This is a genomic window from Aristophania vespae, from assembly GCF_009906835.1.
GTDB lineage: Bacteria > Pseudomonadota > Alphaproteobacteria > Acetobacterales > Acetobacteraceae > Aristophania > Aristophania vespae.
Genome location: NZ_CP047652.1, coordinates 1,690,985 through 1,709,819 on the forward strand (window position 1 = coordinate 1,690,985; position 18,835 = coordinate 1,709,819).

An 18,835-nucleotide genomic window follows, 5' to 3' on the forward strand; every position below is an offset into this window, starting at 1 on the left:
AGCTCATAGCTCATAGCTCATAGCTCATAGCTCATAGCTCATAGCTCATAGCTCATAGCTCATAGCTCATAGCTCATAGCTCATAATTCTGACGCAGAACCAACTCTCGTCAAGACAGTTAAGGCCAAATTTTTGATAAACTTGCCTCAATATGCACGAATCCACAGCCAGTTGACCACCTGATCAATAGACTTAGCGAGCCATAACCATTTAACGAACAACGTTATGTCCCACATAATGTATAATATTGCTGCCCAATCCAACTTAAACTCTAACACATGCTTTTTTGAATGACCGGCAAATATTATTGGGAACGGGGCTATTTTCTACCATTGAACACCATAGAGACCATCTCTTAACTGACATATCATATGTAATAATTCCTTACATAACCCCTCCCATATCTTGGCGATTTCTTACCTCAAAACACCCTCTAAAAGTTGGTAGATTTCTTGACAGGGAAATTCCCTTTATATAACAATAACTTCCAGCAAGAGTGTTCCCCGCGCGTGCGGGGATGAACCTGAGCCTGTACATTGTGGCGGTCGATTTTGATAGTGTTCCCCGCGCGTGCGGGGATGAACCGATCGTTATCATCCTAAAACCTTGTTTTTCTAGGTGTTCCCGCGCGTGCGGGGATGAACCTATGCCATCGGCAGCTATGCCTGTTTTGTGAGAGTGTGCCCCGCGCGTGCGGGGATGAACCATTTTCTGTTTTTTCGACAGTTTCCCGCGCCGGGTGTTCCCCGCGCGTGCGGGGATGAACCTTTATTTCTAGCGTTGCTAGCACCCTATTTATGGTGTTCCCCGCACACGCGGGGATGAACCTGTCCTGTTCTGTTTTAATCTGGGCGTGAGATGGTATTCCCCGAGCAGGCATGGATGAACCTAAATACCATGCTAGCCCGGTAGCCTCAGTGCTGTGTTATTCGCGTGCATGTTTATGAAGCGTTGACAATCCACCGACCAAAATCACTAGCCAACTATTCTTTGTTTGTGCGGGAATAGGCCAAAAGAAGACATCCCTAAATTTTTAACGCAAAAATGTTCTCGACATCTGCAAGGGTGAATCGTGGGTGTTATCAACTTCAAGTTGTTTTATGTGATATATTTCGCGCATATGAGGAGGAGGATGAATCTCAGGATTATATCTAAAACTAAATATACCCCCTTCATTGGTCTTATTACACTCTATATGCCCTGATCTGATGGATTAGCCTTAAGTAGGTCGACAAAATCTCGCTACTAAGAGACACCGGAAATTGCCTAAAATTTAATCACAAAACTTGGTAGATTTCTTGACAAGGAAATTCCCTTTATATAACAATAACTTCCAGCAAGGGTGTTCCCCGCGCGTGCGGGGATGAACCTACGACCCTACAACTCATGCACTGTCTGTAACAGTGTGCCCCGCGCGTGCGGGGATGAACCGGATAAGGGGCGGGGCGGATAGGCCGCCCCTCCGTGTTCCCCGCGCGTGCGGGGATAAACCTCCTCAGCGGCGTTTACAGCACTACTCGCCATAGTGTTCTCCGCACACGCGGGGATGAACGTACAACAACACCTAACAAGACCGCGGCACATTTGTATTTCCCCGCACGTGCTGGGAAGGACCATATGCAATGGGATGCAGCAGCGGCACGGAAAGAAGTACGTTCCGTGCGTGCACGGGAATGAATCTTTAGAGTAAGTCCTCGTCACAAAATAGCGCTCTATATTGCTTACAGGTGAGAGGTGGACCGATCAGGGAAGTGATTTCATTTCGTCACAAAGTGCTTTCCACACATGCAGAGATGAAGTTGGTTATTTCTTAATATAGACGTTTTATTGATGTTTTGGATAAGAGATGAGTGCATATTTATAAAAGGCGCTCATGCAATTACAGGTTGTAATTATCCTCTTTTGGGCCGGGCTTGGTTAAAGCCGAAATTTTGTTCTGTTTTTAGTAAAAGCCCGCAAGGTGAAAACAACCATGGGTTGTTTTTATGGGGGTAAATGAATTGATTTCAACTCAAAGTAAAGTAAGACATTTTAACCGCAAAACCACAAAAACTATAGATTAAGAAAGAAAATTTGCGTAGCCTGTTCGGGCTATGAGCAAGAGAGTGACCATTCTTACGTTGCTCATGGCCCATATATGGCCTGACTGGTGCTCTACTGCTTTTACAATATGGCAGTCACCTTTCTAAGAGCCTGCTGGGTAACCAGGGCGCCTGATAAAAAAGCACTAGATTGCCCTGATATACTTACAGGCTTTGGGAAATTTTGGCTTTTGTACGAAAATGCGCTTAATATAAATTCGTATAATAAGGGTAGTAAGTAGCATTTTAATTTTACGACTTGCTCTTTTAGAACAAAATGCAAAGTAAGCACTGACCTGATACAAACCATATTAGAATAATTTATTAGACTATCATTTGCATGGCTTAATATGCTAACAGTCATTATCTGAGTTTTCCTTCAAGCTGACTCAGGTGATGATAGGGCTATAGTGGTGGCAGCCACTATGGCCCGTTTTCTATGAATAGATTTTTGTTTTTAGCAAAATTCTGCAAAATAAATACAATCATAAGTTGTAATAATAGTGATAAATAAATTGGCTTTAATTAAGAGCCATGTCCGAATTTTAACCGTGAAATCATAAAAACTATTGATATAGATAAAGAATTTGTGCTTAGGCTGTTCAGGCTATGGGCGGCAGAGTGACCTTCGATGCACTACCCATAGCCCGTATTCGGCCTAATGACGCTATGCTGCCCTTATATTATGGCAGCCACCTCCTTAAGAACCAGTGGCCAGGCAGCCTACTAAACCTGGTTATACCCACCGGTTCTGGAGGATAGTGCTTTGTTTTTAAAAAGTATCTTAATATAAATCTGTGTAATAGGAGACTTGGGCAGCATATTAACTTCACGAATTGCCTTTTTAGAGCAAGACGCAAAGTAAGCACCGGCCTCATACTCACCATACTAGTATAATTTAATAGACTAGCATTTGCATGACTTAACATGCTAATAGTGTGAACAGTCATTATCTGAGTTTTTCCTTTTCACAGTGACTCAGGTGATGATAGGGCCATGGTGGTGGCGACCACTATGGCCCGTTCGCTATGAATACGCTTTTATTTTTAGCAAAGTCAAGTGTCAGTAAGTCTCAATTATTAATTGATGCAAAAATTATATTAATCTTTGGATCAAGACGTAATTGCACATTCATAAAAAATTATTATGCACTTACAGGTTGTAACTATTCTTTTTAAAATTAGGTCCGGTTAAAGCCGTAATTCTGTTACAACCCTAGTCAAACCTGACAAAATAGACACAACTATGGGTTGTTATATTGCCAGTGATTAGGCAGAAGATAGTTTTTCATTATGAGGCTTTTCGAGAAAAATGTTCATAAAGTTTGATTTATAAAAGTTCAAACTAACTTAAGTTAATTCTATATTAACTCACTTTATTTTGAGATTCTAAATAAATGCGTAATTATCAATAATCCAGACAAATCTACACAAAATAGATGAAGATAGTCTTTTAACTTAATAAACTAAGCGTAACCAGAAACTTAGCCATTCTCTCATATTTTTGCCAATGCAACCATAAAAACGGCACTGATTTCGAATGAGTCGTGAGTCGCGAAGCGCAAGCCTTACGCTATGGGCTATGGGCTATGGGCTATGGGCTATGGGCTATGGGCTATGGGCTATGGGCTATGGGCTATGGGCCAAATGTCACAAATTATAATCCATGGTTGTAATTTATGAATATAAGGCGAAAATAACACGTCATAGTTGCAATTCATGCACGTAAGACGAGAGTTGCAAGCATTAGCCGCGATTTATGCACGTAATACGCGAGTCACAGGCATTAGTCGCAGCTTATGCGCGCAAGATGATAGTCACAGGCATTAGTCACAGTTCATGCATGCAAGATGATAGTCACAGGCATTAGTCGCAGTTCGTGCACGCAAGACGAAAGTCACTAGCATTAAGTCACAGCTTATGCACGCGAGACGATAGTCACTAGCATTAGTCGCAGCTTATGCATGCAAGACGAGAATCAAAGGCCATAAGTCTCGATTTATGCACGTAAGCCGCTAATCACAAGCCAAAGTTCTAGTTCGTGCATGCAAGACGATAGTCACAACATAGTCACAGTTCATGCACGCAGGCCGCTAATCACAAGCCAAAATCGCAGTTCATGCACGCAAGATGATAGTCACAGCATAGTCACACTTCATGCACGTAAGACGCAAGTCACAGGCATTAATCGCAGCTTATGCATGCAAGGCCGATAGTCACAGGCATTAGTCGCAGTTCATACACGTAAGACGAGAATCAAAGGCCATAAGTCGTGATTTATGCACGTAAGCCGCTAAACACAAGTCAAAGTTCTGGTTCATGCACGCAGGACGCTAGTCACGCGCTATAATCGCAGTTCATACACGCAAGAAACGAGTTACAAACATCGAGCCTCAAGCCGTAGTCACAGTCCATGCACGCAGGACGAGAATTACAAGCATAATCATAGTTCATGCATATACGTCACGAATCACGAACTAAATCTGTGCACGTAAGACGATAGTCACAGGCCATAATCGCGATTTATGCATGTAAGACAATAGCTACAAGCTATAAGTTGATGTTCCCCGCTCACGCAGAGATGGACCTCACAGTGCGAAACAAACGCAACCTTTCCTCACATCTTCTACGTACATGCAAGAATAATGCGGTTAGGGGCCCGTAACGCTTACTGGCACGCATCTCATTTGATTTTTGGGCCAACTAAGCCAGACCGGTACCACCCATCCAAAACATTGATGTTAGGATTCATAGTCTGTTGCGACAATGCACAGATTAAAAAAAATATTTGCGGCGCTTCGAAATGTAAAATGGCACAAAAAATTCCTTTCGCAGCAAAGTACTGGTAGGAGAACTGTTTTGATATATCGTGGCTAGTGTGGGTTATATTTGGAGCCCCATCGAACTCAGACTTTAACTCTTGAAACTTTTTACAGCACTTAACATACTCAGGCAGCGTTAATACAAATATTTCACCCGTAAATAGCTCTTTATTATGCTTGAAATAAAGAGTTTGACCAAACCACACGCACATTTTGTTCATTAAGCGTATTGCTTCTGGCCCATAATCGACAATTTGCCAGCCTGCCGTTTTATTCTTCAAAACGTCATCTTGAGAGCCAACAACTTGACGTAGATGAAGTTTAGACTGCTCATTTGATAGAGGGGTCATTTCCGCAATGATTTCTGGGCGGTTATTTTGTACAGCACGGACAAGCTTATCAAATCGCGATTCGTCCTTATCGACTTCCCAACTGCTCATCATAACAATGAGACTTAGAGCCTGCTCGTCCGAACTTTTTCCGCTATTACAAAAATTGCATGATGGATAAGTGTAGCCCTCTGGGGCTTGCCTTTTGTAAAAAAAGTTTCGTGGAGGGAAATGGTCAATTGTCGTGGCAGGAGCTCCGCAATAGACACAAAATTTGTTTTCCGGTTTGGCAAGAAATTTCCTCTTGCTCATCTGCTTGATTTTAGCTTCACCCATAGGTTCCTCCCTTTATTATCACAAACGGTGCTTAGAAAATAAACTTGTTCGAGCCGCCTAGACAGCACTCTCACTGTTAAATTTTGGGGATGCACATGTACTGAGTGTTGTTTCAAACCCGTGCACAGTCCGCTGCATACGCCGCATTCTACGCCTAAAGTTCCTAGGTTTCTATAATGGGGGAAACAGCTTTATCTGCAATATGTTATTTACGCTGGCAAAGTTGGTTTTGGGTCTATGCAGATAATGACTAATTCAGATGTTGCAATTTTGCTAAGAGCGTAAGAGCGTAAGAGCGTAAGAGCGTAAGAGCGTAAGAGCGTAAGAGCGTAAGAGCGTAAGAGCGTAAGAGCGTAAGAGCGTAAGAGCGTAAGAAGAGCGTAAGAGCGTAAGAGCGTAAGAGCGTAAGAGCGTAAGAGCGTAAGAGCGTAAGAGCGTAAGAGCGTAAGAGCGTAAGAGCGTAAGAGCGTAAGAGCGTAAGAGCGTAAGAGCGTAAGAGCGTAAGAGCGTAAGAGCGTAAGAGCGTAAGAGCGTAAGAGCGTAAGAGCGTAAGAGCGTAAGAGCGTAAGAGCGTAAGAGCGTAAGAGCGTAAGAGCGTAAGAGCGTAAGAGCGTAAGAGCGTAAGAGCGTAAGAGCGTAAGAGCGTAAGAGCGTAAGAGCGTAAGAGCGTAAGAGCGTAAGAGCGTAAGAGCGTAAGAGCGTAAGAGCGTAAGAGCGTAAGAGCGTAAGAGCGTAAAGAAAGCGTAAGAGCGTAAGAGCGTAAGAGCGTAAGAGCGTAAGAGCGTAAGAGCGTAAGAGCGTATACAGTCATCTCACTTTTGTACAAGCCTAAAATTATGTGATAACGTTATTATTACTCGTAGAGACGTTTCATTTTTGCATATCAAAATTGATGTGCTCGGCCTTTTCTGTAATTTTCGAGCTCATTGATAAATAACTGCTAAAGCATTATCACCATCATTAAAATACTCTCAAACATCACGTTAAATTAGAGAAGTTGGTATCTTTTGACAGATGAAATAATCTGCCTTTATTACGCAAATAATTTATCTTACCGTAATCATCTGACTTATTTTACGTTCAGTAACAATATGTATTTTTCTTACTCTAAATCAGTCATTATCTTGCAATTTCTATCTGACTTTATACCCGTCTGAATCATGTTCTAAAGCGCATAGTTTTAAGTATTTTTATAATGATAATTGCAACTCATATAGGATATTATAGCTATAGTGACGAAGGCTATATAAGCACTAAAAATAAAATATCTTGCTTTGTAACGTCTAAAACACCGTAATAATGAGCTGCTTATCAGAGACCCCTTTTCATACCGCCTCATCGACCTCACGACGTAGAATTTTCATTCTTTTTAAGTTTGTAGACTCTTAACAATTTGGCAAATCTATTTAGAAGGCAGATTTCAGAGGGTGTATTACGTATGGATTGCAAAGGCATATTTAGTAAGAAAAGTTATCCTCTCTCGCATGCCGGGCTGTCATAATATCACTTATCATAGTGAGATATTTTTTGTCATATTTAGCTATATACTTGCTCCTGACTGACTATAAAAATTTATTTCTATTAAATTGTAATAAAATCAGCATGTCTTGCACATGTATAATTCCAAAAATCATTCTCTATTACACTGTAAATTATCAATTTTACGGAATAGATATTTTTATAAAATATAGTTTTAAATTTTGAAAAAAAATTTCAAGTTACATTCAAAATATTTAAATGCTGATTTTTTATTCAGTCTGTTCCTATTATAATAAGTTTCTCAATAACATTTTGCGATGTATCTTTACATGAAAGCGACAAAATACTCGCTTTTTTATAAAATCTTTGAAGTTTTTTATTATATAAAAAATAGTACTTAATTTTATTTATATTGCTGAGCAAAAATTCAATCTTAAAATATTCTTAATTTTTGCTATTTGGCCACGCATCAAGCTCTAAAAAATATATTTGTACATTTTTGACCTATAAATAAACAGATCATATTTATAAATTTTCATAAATATAATTATAATAAATGAAATTTTAATGATAAATTGTAAAATGTAGTTTTGTATATATGTTTTATTCTTAAATAAATTTATATTTAAAAGCATTATAAATAAATAACTATTACATTATCTTTATAGAAAAATACAAATTCATCAAAAAATAAAAATTTTTTTTAAACAAAATTTTCTTTTTTATGTTATAATCTGTCACTCAAAAGAAATATAAATATTTATAAAGTTTTAAAAAATTTTAACTAATTATTAAAAATTAGGTAATTACCCTACTCACTTTACCTGCTTAACCTTTTTAATTTTTGTTTCCTCCTTACTTTTAACCTTTTATTTCATACTCTTTATAGGTTAAACACATTATGACATATGAATTTAATTCAAGTTATACGTATCGGAAAACCGATTTTTATTCGAGGCTATGCAAAATATATCGAATTTTGAAAAAAATTCCTTTTTAAAATAGTTAAAAGGATTAGAAAATGAATTCACGCGACTCGATCTTTCTCACTCGCAAGCGGGCCAAACTTGTCCAAAAACAAAGCAAGCGCTCGTTTCTCTTCCTCATCCATAGCACGCCAAGCTCTGAGGAGAGCGAATTCTGTAGAATTTTTGACAAGCTGGCTAGGCGTCTCAACCAAAGAAATCTCATCACCAAAACGGATATAGTCGATAGCAACACCGTAAAGGTCCGAGAGAGCGCACATTACTGGCCAGGACGGAAGTGATTTATCTGTTTCAATTTTAGATAACTGGCTACTTTGAATTTCTACACTAAGTGCAGCGACTGCTTCAGATTGCTGCAGTCCTGCCTGATGTCGAAGCCGCCTTAACCTTTGCCCTAACGTTTCTTTTTTCATGGGGTGACATTCCTTAATGTTAAAGTTCTCCATGAATGTCATTTAATGAGATTTTGTGAATGAATTTTATTCATTTTTTTTATTGCTATTCGTGTGAATTAAATTCATATATACGAATTACATTTGATAAACAACATTCACTTTAGACCAGAGTTACAATTGCAAAAATAGGGTTAAAACTAAGTTGAGTGAACATGTCCACATACTTAAATGACTTGATAGCAACATATTTCATAAGAAAACGTTTCCTAAAAAGAAAAAGCTATCAAACATTCATTGTAGCTCATTATGGCAAAAAGAATGCGTGTTTTGCCTGTATCTTTTTATAAGAGGAATATAAAATGAATAATCCATCTCAAAAAGAATGTCACGAACGGTTTCATACTCATGCTATAGAGTTGGGCGCTTTAGTAACATACTGTGAAACTGGATATAATCTACAATTTATTAAACCAGATGATTATAATACACTTTCAAAAATTTTAGAGGATCATAAAAAACAATTTTATAAAGATATCCTGGCTTTAACATCGCAATTTTTTCACTCTAACGAGAACCTTTCATCTTATCTTACAGAAAATAGGCGCTCAATCTTAACTCAAGAGCTAAAGAATTTTTTAAAGCAGCAAATTTATTTTTTAAAATTAAGTGATATTACGCCGGAACAATTAGAAAACTGGCTTAAAAAGCTTTCACCACATTCGGCAAAAATTAAGCAACCTATTACCAAACCAAACGCCGTCACTATCGAAAAGCAAAAAACAGCCCCTCCTATTGATCTGAGCAAAGAAGATACGCAAACTCTTCATATTCTCATAACATGCGTTAAATGCCCACAAATCAGGCAAGCCGCTCAGCATGAAATAGAAAAGCGTGCAGGTTTTTGTAAATGAAATTGCGATCTTATATCTGTGCTAAGATTTTCCAATTTCACACATACTGTGACTTGTTAATAATATATAGAAATATAGATCGAATTAAAAGCGTTAATTATTAATTATAAATTTATCAACATAACCTCATATCATCTTATAAAAGTTTTTATCAATAAATAATTAACAATTATTTTAATTTTATTATTATAGGTATATTTAAATGCTTATCCCACGCATAATAGACGCTTCATGCGCAAAAAGTAACATTGTAGCAAAGCGAAAAAGAGTTCAAACAAAATGGACTTCTGACAAAATTTCTTTGCTCCGCTCCCTTTATAACGAGAATTATAGTTATAAAGAAATGGCTTTTGAGTTATCTGTCTCGCGTTTTATGGTCGATTCAGCCATCAGACGCTATATTAAAGGCCAGTCCCGTCCAATTTATACACCGCAAATAGACGTAAAACTTCGAAAAATTCCTAAAGGATTAAAATTAACGAGAGACGAACTCGTTTCCGCAAATTCTCCAGACCCTCTCCCCAAAGGGCACCCACTTGCCAAGCCTACAGGGTGGAAAAACACATTAAGGTTTAGCGAACAATAAATAAATTAAGACATCTGGTTAAAGTTACTTAATCCAATTTATCGCCATATATGCTTTTTAAATTACGTAATCGAAACATATAATAATTTATCAATATGGAAGAGTCACCATGACAAGCAAAACAATTTTATCCTGTGGAAAATTACATCTTGATACCGAAACACGTCTAGTTTCAGGACCAAGAGGCGAAATAAGGTTAGAAAATTTGCTTTTCAAGCTTCTTAAAAGACTGATGAGACGTCCAGAAGCTATTATACAAACTAATGATTTGATAGCTGCGTTATGGCCTAATCCAGATGAAGAACCTGATACTGCTTATGCAACCTTGAAGACAAGCATCACCATACTCCGTAATACATTCATAAGTTTAGGGTGTAATGGTCGGCACAAAGTGATGATCATCAATGAACGAGGCGTTGGCTATTATATAAGTGCCTGGAAAGATGATTATAATATAAAACCTTATCAGTTAGACCAAAACTGACAGGGCATTAAGACTTAAATTATTTAAGTTATATTTGATAATAGAAACGATATTTATTTTAACTATCTCTAATTCTCTTAGTAATAGGCTGACAACACATTGATTACTAAAAAGAATTAGAGATAGAAAATAAAATCTAATTTTTTTCAAAGCTTATTCAGGCTTTTTTCTTGGCAGATTTAGTTGACTTGGCCTGAGATAGATCAGAAGCTGCCACTTCTTTTTCTTTTGTTGTGCTTTTACTATCTCTTAAAATTTTTGATGCATGTGATGCAGCTTTTTTTCCTGTAGGCATAAAATTTTCCTTCTGGAAATCAATTAAATATTATTGTCAAAAAGGAATTTTCTGACAATAAGTAAGATAACCACCATGAAGTAAAATAAAAAATTAATGATCAACTATATTTGATTATAATGAATAATATGTATAATTTTAAGTAATTATTTAATATATAAAAACAATTTTTTAAATATATTACAAGGTTTTAGATTATAACCTCTGTACTTACACTACCATGCCATAACTCCTGATGTCGAAGCCAATTGGGAGAAAGCTATGACAGATCCTAATCTAATTATTACAAATGGGGGATTTAAAAATGCCTTAGTAAAATTAAGCTATGAACAAGCAGAACATGACCAGCGTTTATCTAGGTTAGAAAACCAGATTAGCGAGGGTTTTTCATCAATTAATGATAGTTTACGCACCATACAAACTATTAAAAATTGGACTACAGGAGCTGCTGCCGGGGTAGGCACAGCCATTGTTTATGCCTTGCTTAGCCTGTTTCAGGGCGGAGGGCATTTATTATGAAAAAGGCCATTACCCTAGCAACAGAACTTATAAAACAGTTTGAAGGCTGCTCTTTAATTCCCTATCTCTGCCCAGCTGGATTTTGGACAATTGGATATGGCAGTACAGTCTCAGCTAACGGTAAACCCGTTACTGACCTTACCAAACCTATAACGTGGTCAGAGGCGAATTCTCTCTTACTGTCAACTATTCAAGATGTGCAAAAGCAGCTTGCGCGTGTGGTGACTATATTCGTAACTCCACAGCAGGAAGCAGCGTTAATTTCGCTTATTTACAATATAGGTATTGGTAATTTCAGACGTTCAACACTTTTGAAGCTACTTAATACCGGCCAAATGAAGCAGGCCGCCGAACAGTTTCTTCGCTGGAATAAATCACAAGGACAAACTCTAAGCGGCCTAACACAGAGGCGAAAGGCAGAAAGAGCGGTTTTCCTGGGAGAAACACCATGAAAATACTCTTTAACTTGCGCCACTGGCTTCAACAGCCAAGCACATTATATGGTTTATCTGCTTTTATTGGTGGCATTATCGGACTTTGGTTTAAAGCTATTACGCCAGACGTCGCTTATACGATGATGGCAGCATCTTTACCTATGCTCTTGCCAGATAACACATCTGCACAGCGTATAGGGCAAGCAGCTCTTTTACCTCTGATCTCTGCTTTAAGCCACCATAAAGGGTCGGGTACCAACCTTAATGCACCTGACAAGATAGGGCATATTAACTCCAAAAACTATTTTAGAAACCCTTATTAATATGGGCTGAAACAACAAGCCCCTTATTTAAAATCAAATTATTTATTAAGGATATTTTAACATGACAGAAGCACAAACAACATCTTCTATTTTTAATCACGCTATCACCGATCTCGCTTCATCAGCTGAGGCTGCCATCAAAGCTATTACGGGCCTTAGTCTAAGCAGTAACCAGCAGAAAGTCATTGATGGTGTCTTAAAAATTGCTGACGGCCTTTTACCTGCCATTGAAGGAATAACACCTTTTGACCTTGAAAAAGTTATTAAAGGCAGCACTGAAATTCTTAATGGCGTAGCTGACGTTACAACGGGAGTAAAAACAAAATCATCATTAATTCCTAACCTGCCCCATATCCCAAATCTAATAAAAGCAGCATCACCAAGTGAATAACTGGTTAGGTTTGAAGGCGCTCACTATAATAGTGGGCGCTTTAATCAGTCTGGTCATATATGCAAACAGAGCAGGGCGAAACGCAGCGCGTGTTAAATTTGAAAAAGAAAATGCACAACTTGCCCAACAGGTAACACGCGTTGTGCGAGCTATGGCTCAGGCTGAAATAAACAAGCCCATCACAGCAAAGGAGCTTATAGACCGGCTGAATAATGGAAAAATATAATGAAGACTTATGTAATAATGCTGTTATTACTGGTTATGGGAGCCTGCTCCGCTCCCCATTTACAAACAATCTGCCCAATATTGGTTGATTATTCTCCAACAGACCAACAAGCCCTTGCCAAGGAATTATTACAATTACCCGATCATTCCCATATAGTACGTTGGCTTGGTGATTACATCGGGCTGAGAGACCAGGTAAAATCATGTCAAACTAAAAGTTGATTACTTTATTCTAATACCAAATAAGTAACATTTATTGCCCATAATATTATATTTTATAAATAAATTCTGACATATTTATGAAAGGCGCGGCAATATGTTTAATGCTTAAACAGCGTTTAGAAGCATAAAATCCGCGCCTGATTTGCACGAACATGCAAAAATTTATGCCACTTTATTTATAAAGTGATGTCATGATATGAAATATTCAAAGAAAACACTTTTTATTGGTGCCTCTTTTATCTCTAAAACATTGAATTGACAGCAAATTGAGGCGTAACCTGAATATTGCTATTGTGACCTGCAAAATAGAAGGCCGATCCTACAATAATACCCCATCTTGGGTTCCAGTTATATTCTATGGCTGGGGCAATTTGCCAATCACTGGACGCAGAACTTATTTTATTAACGTAATGACCTCGACTGTCATAACCCTTAATATGAGAGCCATTTGCCCAGTCATGTGCCAAGTCAGTTGCTAAAACCCATTTTTGGTTTAGCCCATATTCTAAAGAAATACCTGTTTGCCCACTCATGCCAGGATGGCCACGGCCATAAAAGCCGTAATCAGTGCCATAGCTCGTCATATTTTTTAAACGAGCTGATGAAACGGACCGCCTGAACCAGTTCCAGACTCTAACACGAAGTTCATGTTGACCAGGCAGCGTATATGTCGACTGCGACACAAATCCAAGACGAAAAATGTAAGTCCCTGTTCCAACACCGTCCTGCTCATGGCCAAGATTACTATAATCTCCTGTTGGAAAAGCCATACTTGCAATAATACTTAAAGCAGGAATATAACGTTCTGGATCTGGTCTAACAAAACGATAAATTAAGCCCAGAGGCATATCAGCCGCTTTGGGACCATGAGCATGGCCCGCAGCATGCTTCCATCTATAATTAACCATCGTGTGAAACTGAATACTCAAATCAGGCGTAATACCATATTTCCACAAAGTAGAGTTTGATAAGCTACGCTGTAAGGGGTGCTTTGCAGGCCCCGTCCCGCCATGAGGACCAAAAGCCCCCATAGGTTGGCTATAAGAGTAATAAGGCTCAACGTTTAAAACTCCCTCTCCAGTTGTGCCAGAAGGAGAGACGAGCGAGCCTGTGTACCACTGGCCAGCCTTGGCGTCTGTTATGTTAAAAGTGCAAAATAAAGCGGATGTTGCCAGTATCTTTAATGTCTTCACTTTAAAAAACTTTTGCAATGACTGAACCACTCTCTCACTCATATTTGCACTGCTTACTTTTTATTCAATATCTAGCAAGGAAATCCTGCTGAATTTTGGATTTGTCTCTCACATGGTTTGCTAACAGTAACTGCAAAAGAATACGGGCTTTTTGAGGGTTTAAATCGTAAGAAACAACTAAACCATGTTCATCATCATTAACTTCGACATTACGGTTAACAAAACCTTCACCTACTCTAGCAGAACGCACAATAATCACACCAGCTTTAACAGCACGATCCAGTCCAGAAAGAGCCTCTTGTGAAACATTGCCATCACCCATACCAGCAATAACTAAACCAGCCGCACCCGCCTTTACAGCTTCGTCAATTTGTTGCGCATCCATATCAGCATGAGCATAAATTATTCTCACCTGAGGGAGATTTTGCTCTGTAGGTAAAGCAATATGGTTAAAAGAAACTGGTGGGCCAAAAAAACGGACAGACGCAGCATCAACAGCGCCAATAGGCCCGGCAATTTGGGACTTAAATGTCTCTAACGATGTGGTGCTTGTTTTCGTCACCCAGCGCGCTGCATGAATGGTATCATTTAACACAATCATGACCCCCCGGCCCTGCGCAGCAGGATCAACGGCCACTTTGACGGCTTCATACATATTAGCAGGACCATCGGCACTTATAGCTGTGCTTGGTCTCATAGCTCCTGTTAAAATAACCGGGTGAGATGTCTTTATAACTTTATCCAGGAAAAAGGCCGTTTCTTCCATAGTATCAGTGCCGTGAGTAATCACGACGGCATCAGCCTCATCATGGGCAAAAACCTGGTTAATACGCTCAGCCAAACGAAACCAGACTTTTGAGTTCATGTTTTGAGACGGAATATTGGAAATTTGCTCAGCTTTTAAGCGCGCAAGCTTTTCAATACCCGGTACACCAGCAATCAGATCTTCGCCCGTGACAGCCCCAGCATCATAACTAATGGCTGAACGTTCAGAGGCTTTTCCCGAAATTGTACCCCCAGTAGCCAGAACCAAAACGCGCGGTAACGAAGAGTGCATAGGTGCCTTCCCAGTTTGTGCCAAAGCAAAAGAACTACTTACAGCAAAAATAATAGCACCCACTAAGGCATAAACCCAGCTTGAGCAACGCCTCCTATATAACTGAGCCATAGAGAAATTTACCTTATGCTTATGCAAAGCCAGCTTCGTAAAGAGCAATGCTTTCACGCGAAACGGAGAACGGGGAACAAGAACAAGAACAAGAACAAGAACAAGAACAAGAAAAAATAACTGGGTAAAGTGCACTCTACCCAGTTTTCATTCTAAATTTAGGACTGTTCTTTTTGAAATAGAACGTAATATTCCTCAGCCATTTTACGTAATGAACGCCCAATAGCGATATATTGAACCTCATTAAGATTAGCCAAGGACACACGTCCCGCAGGGCGTTTTGCGCCAAAACCTGAAGCCGGTAACAACACAATACCTGTCTCATCGGCAATACGGAAAAGAAGCTCTCCAGCACTGGCTTTTTCAAGCATCCATGCGGCAAATTTATCTCCATAAAGTCTGCGGCTTACATTTTCCAAATCTATTAGCGTGTAATAATCTACAGCATTAGCATCATGGCCCTCTGTAGCAGCTAATTCCCTGTAAAGAGCTTCCTGACGACGGCGCACTAAGCTCTTAAGCACAGTTTTGTAACGCCCCTCCTGATCCATTAACGCAAAGAGCGAGAACATCACCATCTGCACTTGCTGCGGGGTCGATAATCCAGCCGTATGATTAAGAGCAACAGCACGACTATCAGCTACCAGACGGTCAATAAATTTGAGATCAGATACATCAGGCGTTAAGGTGATATAACGTTTCTCTAGCGTATCTTTTACCTCTTGAGGGAAATTAGCTATGGCTTTATCGAGCACATTATCTTTATGCATCCCGATGACGCCAAGACGCCAGCCTGTGCTTCCAAAATATTTAGAGAAAGAATATACAAGTATCGTATTATGCGGGCATATTGCATAAATAGAGCGGAAGTCATCTGCAAATGTGCCATAGACATCATCGGTCAGAATAACGAGTTCGGGACGCTCTTTAACAATATCAGCAATTTTCTCTAATGAACGATCATCCATTTTAACCGAAGCAGGGTTACTTGGATTAACACAGAAGAATATTTTAACTTCGGGGTCGCGTAATTTATCAAGTTCAGACTCTGGATATTGCCAGTTTAAATTAATATCGGCCTGAATTTCAACGACTTCCAGCCCATATTCCTCTAATTCTGGGATCTCAATATAAGGTGAGAAAATAGGCATGCCTAAAGCAACTTTGTCACCTTTTTTAATAAGGCCATTTTGCTTCATGCTATGAAACACATAGGCCATGGCCGCCGTGCCGCCTTCAGTTGCAAAAAAATCAGTATCCTCTAAAGGAACATGTCCCCCCACCATTTCGCGCAACACATACTGACCAACGATTTTTTCACTTAAAGACAGCATACGAGGAGGAGCAGGGTAATAGCACCCAAGAATACCCTCTACCATTTCTAACAAGAATTCATCGGCAGGAAGCCCCATCTGGTCACGCACATAACTCAGGGCACCAGATAAAAAGCGGGCTTCTTCTAACCCCTGATGAGTGGACATAAAACTATCAAAGCGCCCTTCTATCCCGGCAACACGAACCGTACCACCAAGCCAGGGCGAAAGATAAGAAAGAGACAAACGAGACTCAGCAAGGGCAAACTGCCCAAAAAGGAAGAACGCAGCACGTGGTAAAGTCGCTAGAAAATTAGGATTACCACGCCCCGCATTAAGCATGGTGCGCTCACTTTTTGAACTGGCTAAACGAATGAGCTCATCTTTTAACTCAAAAGGACTCATATTACTAAATTTTGAATAATCAGTAGCCATAAGCTAGCCTCCTTAGATTTTTGATTACTTATGAAAAGGCAACAACAAGAGGACCAAGTAATGTTAACAACACATTGGCCAGTGCGTAGGTAATGGCAAAGGGCGCCGTCGGAACGGCATTTCCCGCTTTATTTAAAATTTCACCCAAGGCTGGATTGGCACTACGTGAGCCAGATAAGGCACCTGCAAAAATTGCTACGTTACGATATCGCAACACATAAAGCCCGAACAACATTGTAATTATGAGCGGTACAATCGTTACAACAACACCAAGCATGAATAATGTCACACCATGTTGCATGATTGTAGAAATTGCCTGCTGGCCAGTTTGCAAACCAGTAACAGCAACAAACCCGGCGAGACCAAAATCCATTAAGAAAGTGGAAGTTTCACGACTCATATTACCAATAAGGGGGTGACGGTTTTGGTACCAACCAAAGACCAACCCAGCTAGCAGAGCACCGCCCCCACTTCCCAAGGTTAAAGGCACTGAACCAAAATGCACAACACCTAAGCCAATAAACAAACCTACCGCCAGGCCAAGAGCATGAAACACTATGTCGGTTTTCACTGTTGTGACTAAGGCTGTCCCAATTTGAGCGGTAAGCCGGCTTATGTCAGAAGCATTACCATAGAGGGTAATAATATCGCCTTCTTTAGCAACACTATCAGCTTTAACAGCAATCTTTCTACCATCACGTGTGATATCAATAAGATAAACACCGTGCCTAGCCTCTGGAGACAAAATATCCTTACATTGATCAAGGGTTTTACCTACAAAATCCTTATTTGTAAGAACAACATTTTCACGCGTTATAACAACATCCAGGCCAGATATGTCATCTGTCTCCGTGCCAATTTGTGACCCATATTTAACAATATTATCCCGATGACCCAGTAATAAAACCTGGTCTCCTGGTAAAAGAGCAAGGTCACCCGACAATTTAAAAGGTTTTTTATCTCTTAAAACCTGCTCTACCGTCACATTTTGAATTGTCTGCTCTAACTGAGAAACTGTCAGCCCTTTTTTATTAATAATAAAGGCGCGCCCCATGAGATCAGGCACAGCAAAACTCTCATTCTGCTTAAGGAGACGAACACCTCCGGCCTGGCTCGTCTCGGCCTGAATAGCATCATCACGAATGCTGCGTTTCATAAACCATGGAAGAATATTGACGCAGATAATGATAGTACCGATAGAACCAAAAATATAGGTTACGGCATAACCAATCGCGACATTACCTTGCAGCTGCTGCACTTCTGATAATGGAAGCCCCAATTTGCCCAAAGCAGAACCAGCCGTGCCAATAATGGCAGATTGTGTCAAACCACCAGCAGCCAGACCAGCGGCCAAACCTTTATCTAAATGAAAGAGGCGCGAAACCGTAACAACCGTAATAAGCCCTGTTACAGCCAGCACAACCGCAAGCATGATTTCTTTAAGAGACTCTCGCCCCAATGAGCGAAAAAATTGCGGGCCGCTTTGATAACCGACGGCATAAATAAAGAGGGCAAAAAGAACATTCTTAATGCCCGAATCAATATGCACCCCCACCTGACTTATGACGACAGCCGCAAGCAAAGACCCTGCAACCCCACCTAACTGGAAAGAACCAAAGCGCAAACGGCCCAGGCCATATCCAATCACAAGTGAAAGAAAAAGAGCAATTTCGGGAGCCGCATTGAATATATGTGAGAAAAAATTAACAACGTTATGCAACAAAAAAACTCCTAAAAACAGATAATTGTCGCTTTATTCTTTTTCCATAATTCAAAAGGCTGTCACAAACTTTTACAGAAATCAAATAAATTAAGGCCAATACCTTAAAATCATAAAAAACTTTAAATTAACCAAGATTGGAGTAAAATATAAATTTTTTGTTTATTTAAAATTACTAATAAATTAATT

19 protein-coding genes and 1 CRISPR repeat array are annotated in these 18,835 nt (G+C 39.5%); of the genes, 11 read left to right on the forward strand and 8 right to left on the reverse strand.

Annotated elements, in window-relative coordinates; translation table 11 throughout:
* Positions 1–501: 501 nt before the first annotated feature.
* A CRISPR array of direct repeats spans positions 502–829; the repeat unit is 23 nt; unit sequence CCCCGCGCGTGCGGGGATGAACC.
* A gap of 635 nt (positions 830–1,464) precedes the next feature.
* Both GT348_RS07680 and GT348_RS09595 read left to right on the forward strand, forming a co-directional pair.
* On the forward strand, positions 1,465–1,677 hold the full coding sequence (locus GT348_RS07680) for a hypothetical protein (protein ID WP_160619200.1): 213 nt from the start codon (positions 1,465–1,467) through the stop codon (positions 1,675–1,677).
* 1,950 nt (positions 1,678–3,627) lie between these two features.
* Complete coding sequence (locus tag GT348_RS09595; protein WP_256375718.1) at positions 3,628–3,756, forward strand: hypothetical protein; 129 nt, start codon at positions 3,628–3,630, stop codon at positions 3,754–3,756.
* 1,007 nt (positions 3,757–4,763) lie between these two features.
* On the opposite strand, the gene GT348_RS07685 is transcribed toward GT348_RS09595, so the two are convergent.
* From GT348_RS07685 to GT348_RS07695, 3 genes are all read right to left on the reverse strand, one after another.
* Positions 4,764–5,567 (reverse strand): hypothetical protein, encoded by an 804-nt coding sequence (locus GT348_RS07685; protein WP_160619201.1) that lies wholly within the window; start codon positions 5,565–5,567, stop codon positions 4,764–4,766.
* A gap of 250 nt (positions 5,568–5,817) precedes the next feature.
* Complete coding sequence (locus GT348_RS07690; protein ID WP_160619202.1) at positions 5,818–6,378, reverse strand: hypothetical protein; 561 nt, start codon at positions 6,376–6,378, stop codon at positions 5,818–5,820.
* A 1,695-nt stretch (positions 6,379–8,073) separates the two neighbouring features.
* Complete coding sequence (locus tag GT348_RS07695) at positions 8,074–8,445, reverse strand: helix-turn-helix domain-containing protein (RefSeq protein ID WP_160619203.1); 372 nt, start codon at positions 8,443–8,445, stop codon at positions 8,074–8,076.
* 341 nt (positions 8,446–8,786) lie between these two features.
* On the opposite strand from GT348_RS07695, the gene GT348_RS07700 reads away from it, so the two are divergent.
* The 3 genes from GT348_RS07700 (at position 8,787) to GT348_RS07710 (ending at position 10,408) form a co-directional block, all read left to right on the forward strand.
* Positions 8,787–9,338 (forward strand): hypothetical protein, encoded by a 552-nt coding sequence (locus tag GT348_RS07700; protein WP_160619204.1) that lies wholly within the window; start codon positions 8,787–8,789, stop codon positions 9,336–9,338.
* 202 nt (positions 9,339–9,540) lie between these two features.
* Positions 9,541–9,924: a hypothetical protein gene (locus GT348_RS07705; RefSeq protein WP_160619205.1), complete on the forward strand. Its 384-nt coding sequence runs from the start codon at positions 9,541–9,543 to the stop codon at positions 9,922–9,924.
* 109 nt (positions 9,925–10,033) lie between these two features.
* Positions 10,034–10,408: a winged helix-turn-helix domain-containing protein gene (locus GT348_RS07710; protein WP_160619206.1), complete on the forward strand. Its 375-nt coding sequence runs from the start codon at positions 10,034–10,036 to the stop codon at positions 10,406–10,408.
* A 157-nt stretch (positions 10,409–10,565) separates the two neighbouring features.
* On the opposite strand, the gene GT348_RS09195 is transcribed toward GT348_RS07710, so the two are convergent.
* The gene (locus tag GT348_RS09195) at positions 10,566–10,703 is read right to left on the reverse strand and encodes a hypothetical protein (protein ID WP_201740042.1); all 138 of its coding nucleotides are present in this window, start codon (positions 10,701–10,703) and stop codon (positions 10,566–10,568) included.
* 261 nt (positions 10,704–10,964) lie between these two features.
* Here GT348_RS09195 and GT348_RS07715 point away from each other — a divergent pair, with 261 nt between their 5' ends.
* The 6 genes from GT348_RS07715 (at position 10,965) to GT348_RS07740 (ending at position 12,817) form a co-directional block, all read left to right on the forward strand.
* Entirely contained in the window at positions 10,965–11,222 is a 258-nt protein-coding gene (locus tag GT348_RS07715; protein WP_160619207.1) for a hypothetical protein, read from the forward strand.
* Positions 11,219–11,674: a lysozyme gene (locus tag GT348_RS07720; RefSeq protein ID WP_160619208.1), complete on the forward strand. Its 456-nt coding sequence runs from the start codon at positions 11,219–11,221 to the stop codon at positions 11,672–11,674. The genes GT348_RS07715 and GT348_RS07720 overlap by 4 nt, the downstream gene beginning before the upstream one ends.
* Complete coding sequence (locus GT348_RS07725; protein WP_160619209.1) at positions 11,671–11,979, forward strand: hypothetical protein; 309 nt, start codon at positions 11,671–11,673, stop codon at positions 11,977–11,979. Before GT348_RS07720 ends, GT348_RS07725 begins: the two co-directional genes overlap by 4 nt.
* A 61-nt stretch (positions 11,980–12,040) precedes the next feature.
* On the forward strand, positions 12,041–12,370 hold the full coding sequence (locus tag GT348_RS07730; protein WP_160619210.1) for a hypothetical protein: 330 nt from the start codon (positions 12,041–12,043) through the stop codon (positions 12,368–12,370).
* Complete coding sequence (locus GT348_RS07735) at positions 12,363–12,596, forward strand: hypothetical protein (RefSeq protein WP_160619211.1); 234 nt, start codon at positions 12,363–12,365, stop codon at positions 12,594–12,596. Before GT348_RS07730 ends, GT348_RS07735 begins: the two co-directional genes overlap by 8 nt.
* Positions 12,596–12,817, forward strand: a complete 222-nt coding sequence (locus GT348_RS07740) for a hypothetical protein (protein ID WP_160619212.1) — start codon at positions 12,596–12,598, stop codon at positions 12,815–12,817. Before GT348_RS07735 ends, GT348_RS07740 begins: the two co-directional genes overlap by 1 nt.
* A gap of 242 nt (positions 12,818–13,059) precedes the next feature.
* Here the strand turns inward: GT348_RS07740 and GT348_RS07745 are convergent, their stop codons facing one another.
* The 4 genes from GT348_RS07745 to aspT form a co-directional block, all read right to left on the reverse strand.
* On the reverse strand, positions 13,060–14,052 hold the full coding sequence (locus tag GT348_RS07745) for a hypothetical protein (protein WP_236646468.1): 993 nt from the start codon (positions 14,050–14,052) through the stop codon (positions 13,060–13,062).
* Between the two features lie 22 nt (positions 14,053–14,074).
* Positions 14,075–15,178 carry an asparaginase gene (locus tag GT348_RS07750; RefSeq protein ID WP_160619213.1) on the reverse strand — a complete coding sequence of 368 codons (1,104 nt, stop codon included), beginning with the start codon at positions 15,176–15,178 and terminating at the stop codon, positions 14,075–14,077.
* 158 nt (positions 15,179–15,336) lie between these two features.
* Positions 15,337–16,926, reverse strand: a complete 1,590-nt coding sequence (locus GT348_RS07755) for a bifunctional aspartate transaminase/aspartate 4-decarboxylase (protein ID WP_160619214.1) — start codon at positions 16,924–16,926, stop codon at positions 15,337–15,339.
* A 28-nt stretch (positions 16,927–16,954) separates the two neighbouring features.
* Positions 16,955–18,646: an aspartate-alanine antiporter gene (gene aspT, locus GT348_RS07760; protein WP_160619215.1), complete on the reverse strand. Its 1,692-nt coding sequence runs from the start codon at positions 18,644–18,646 to the stop codon at positions 16,955–16,957.
* Positions 18,647–18,835: the final 189 nt, after the last annotated feature.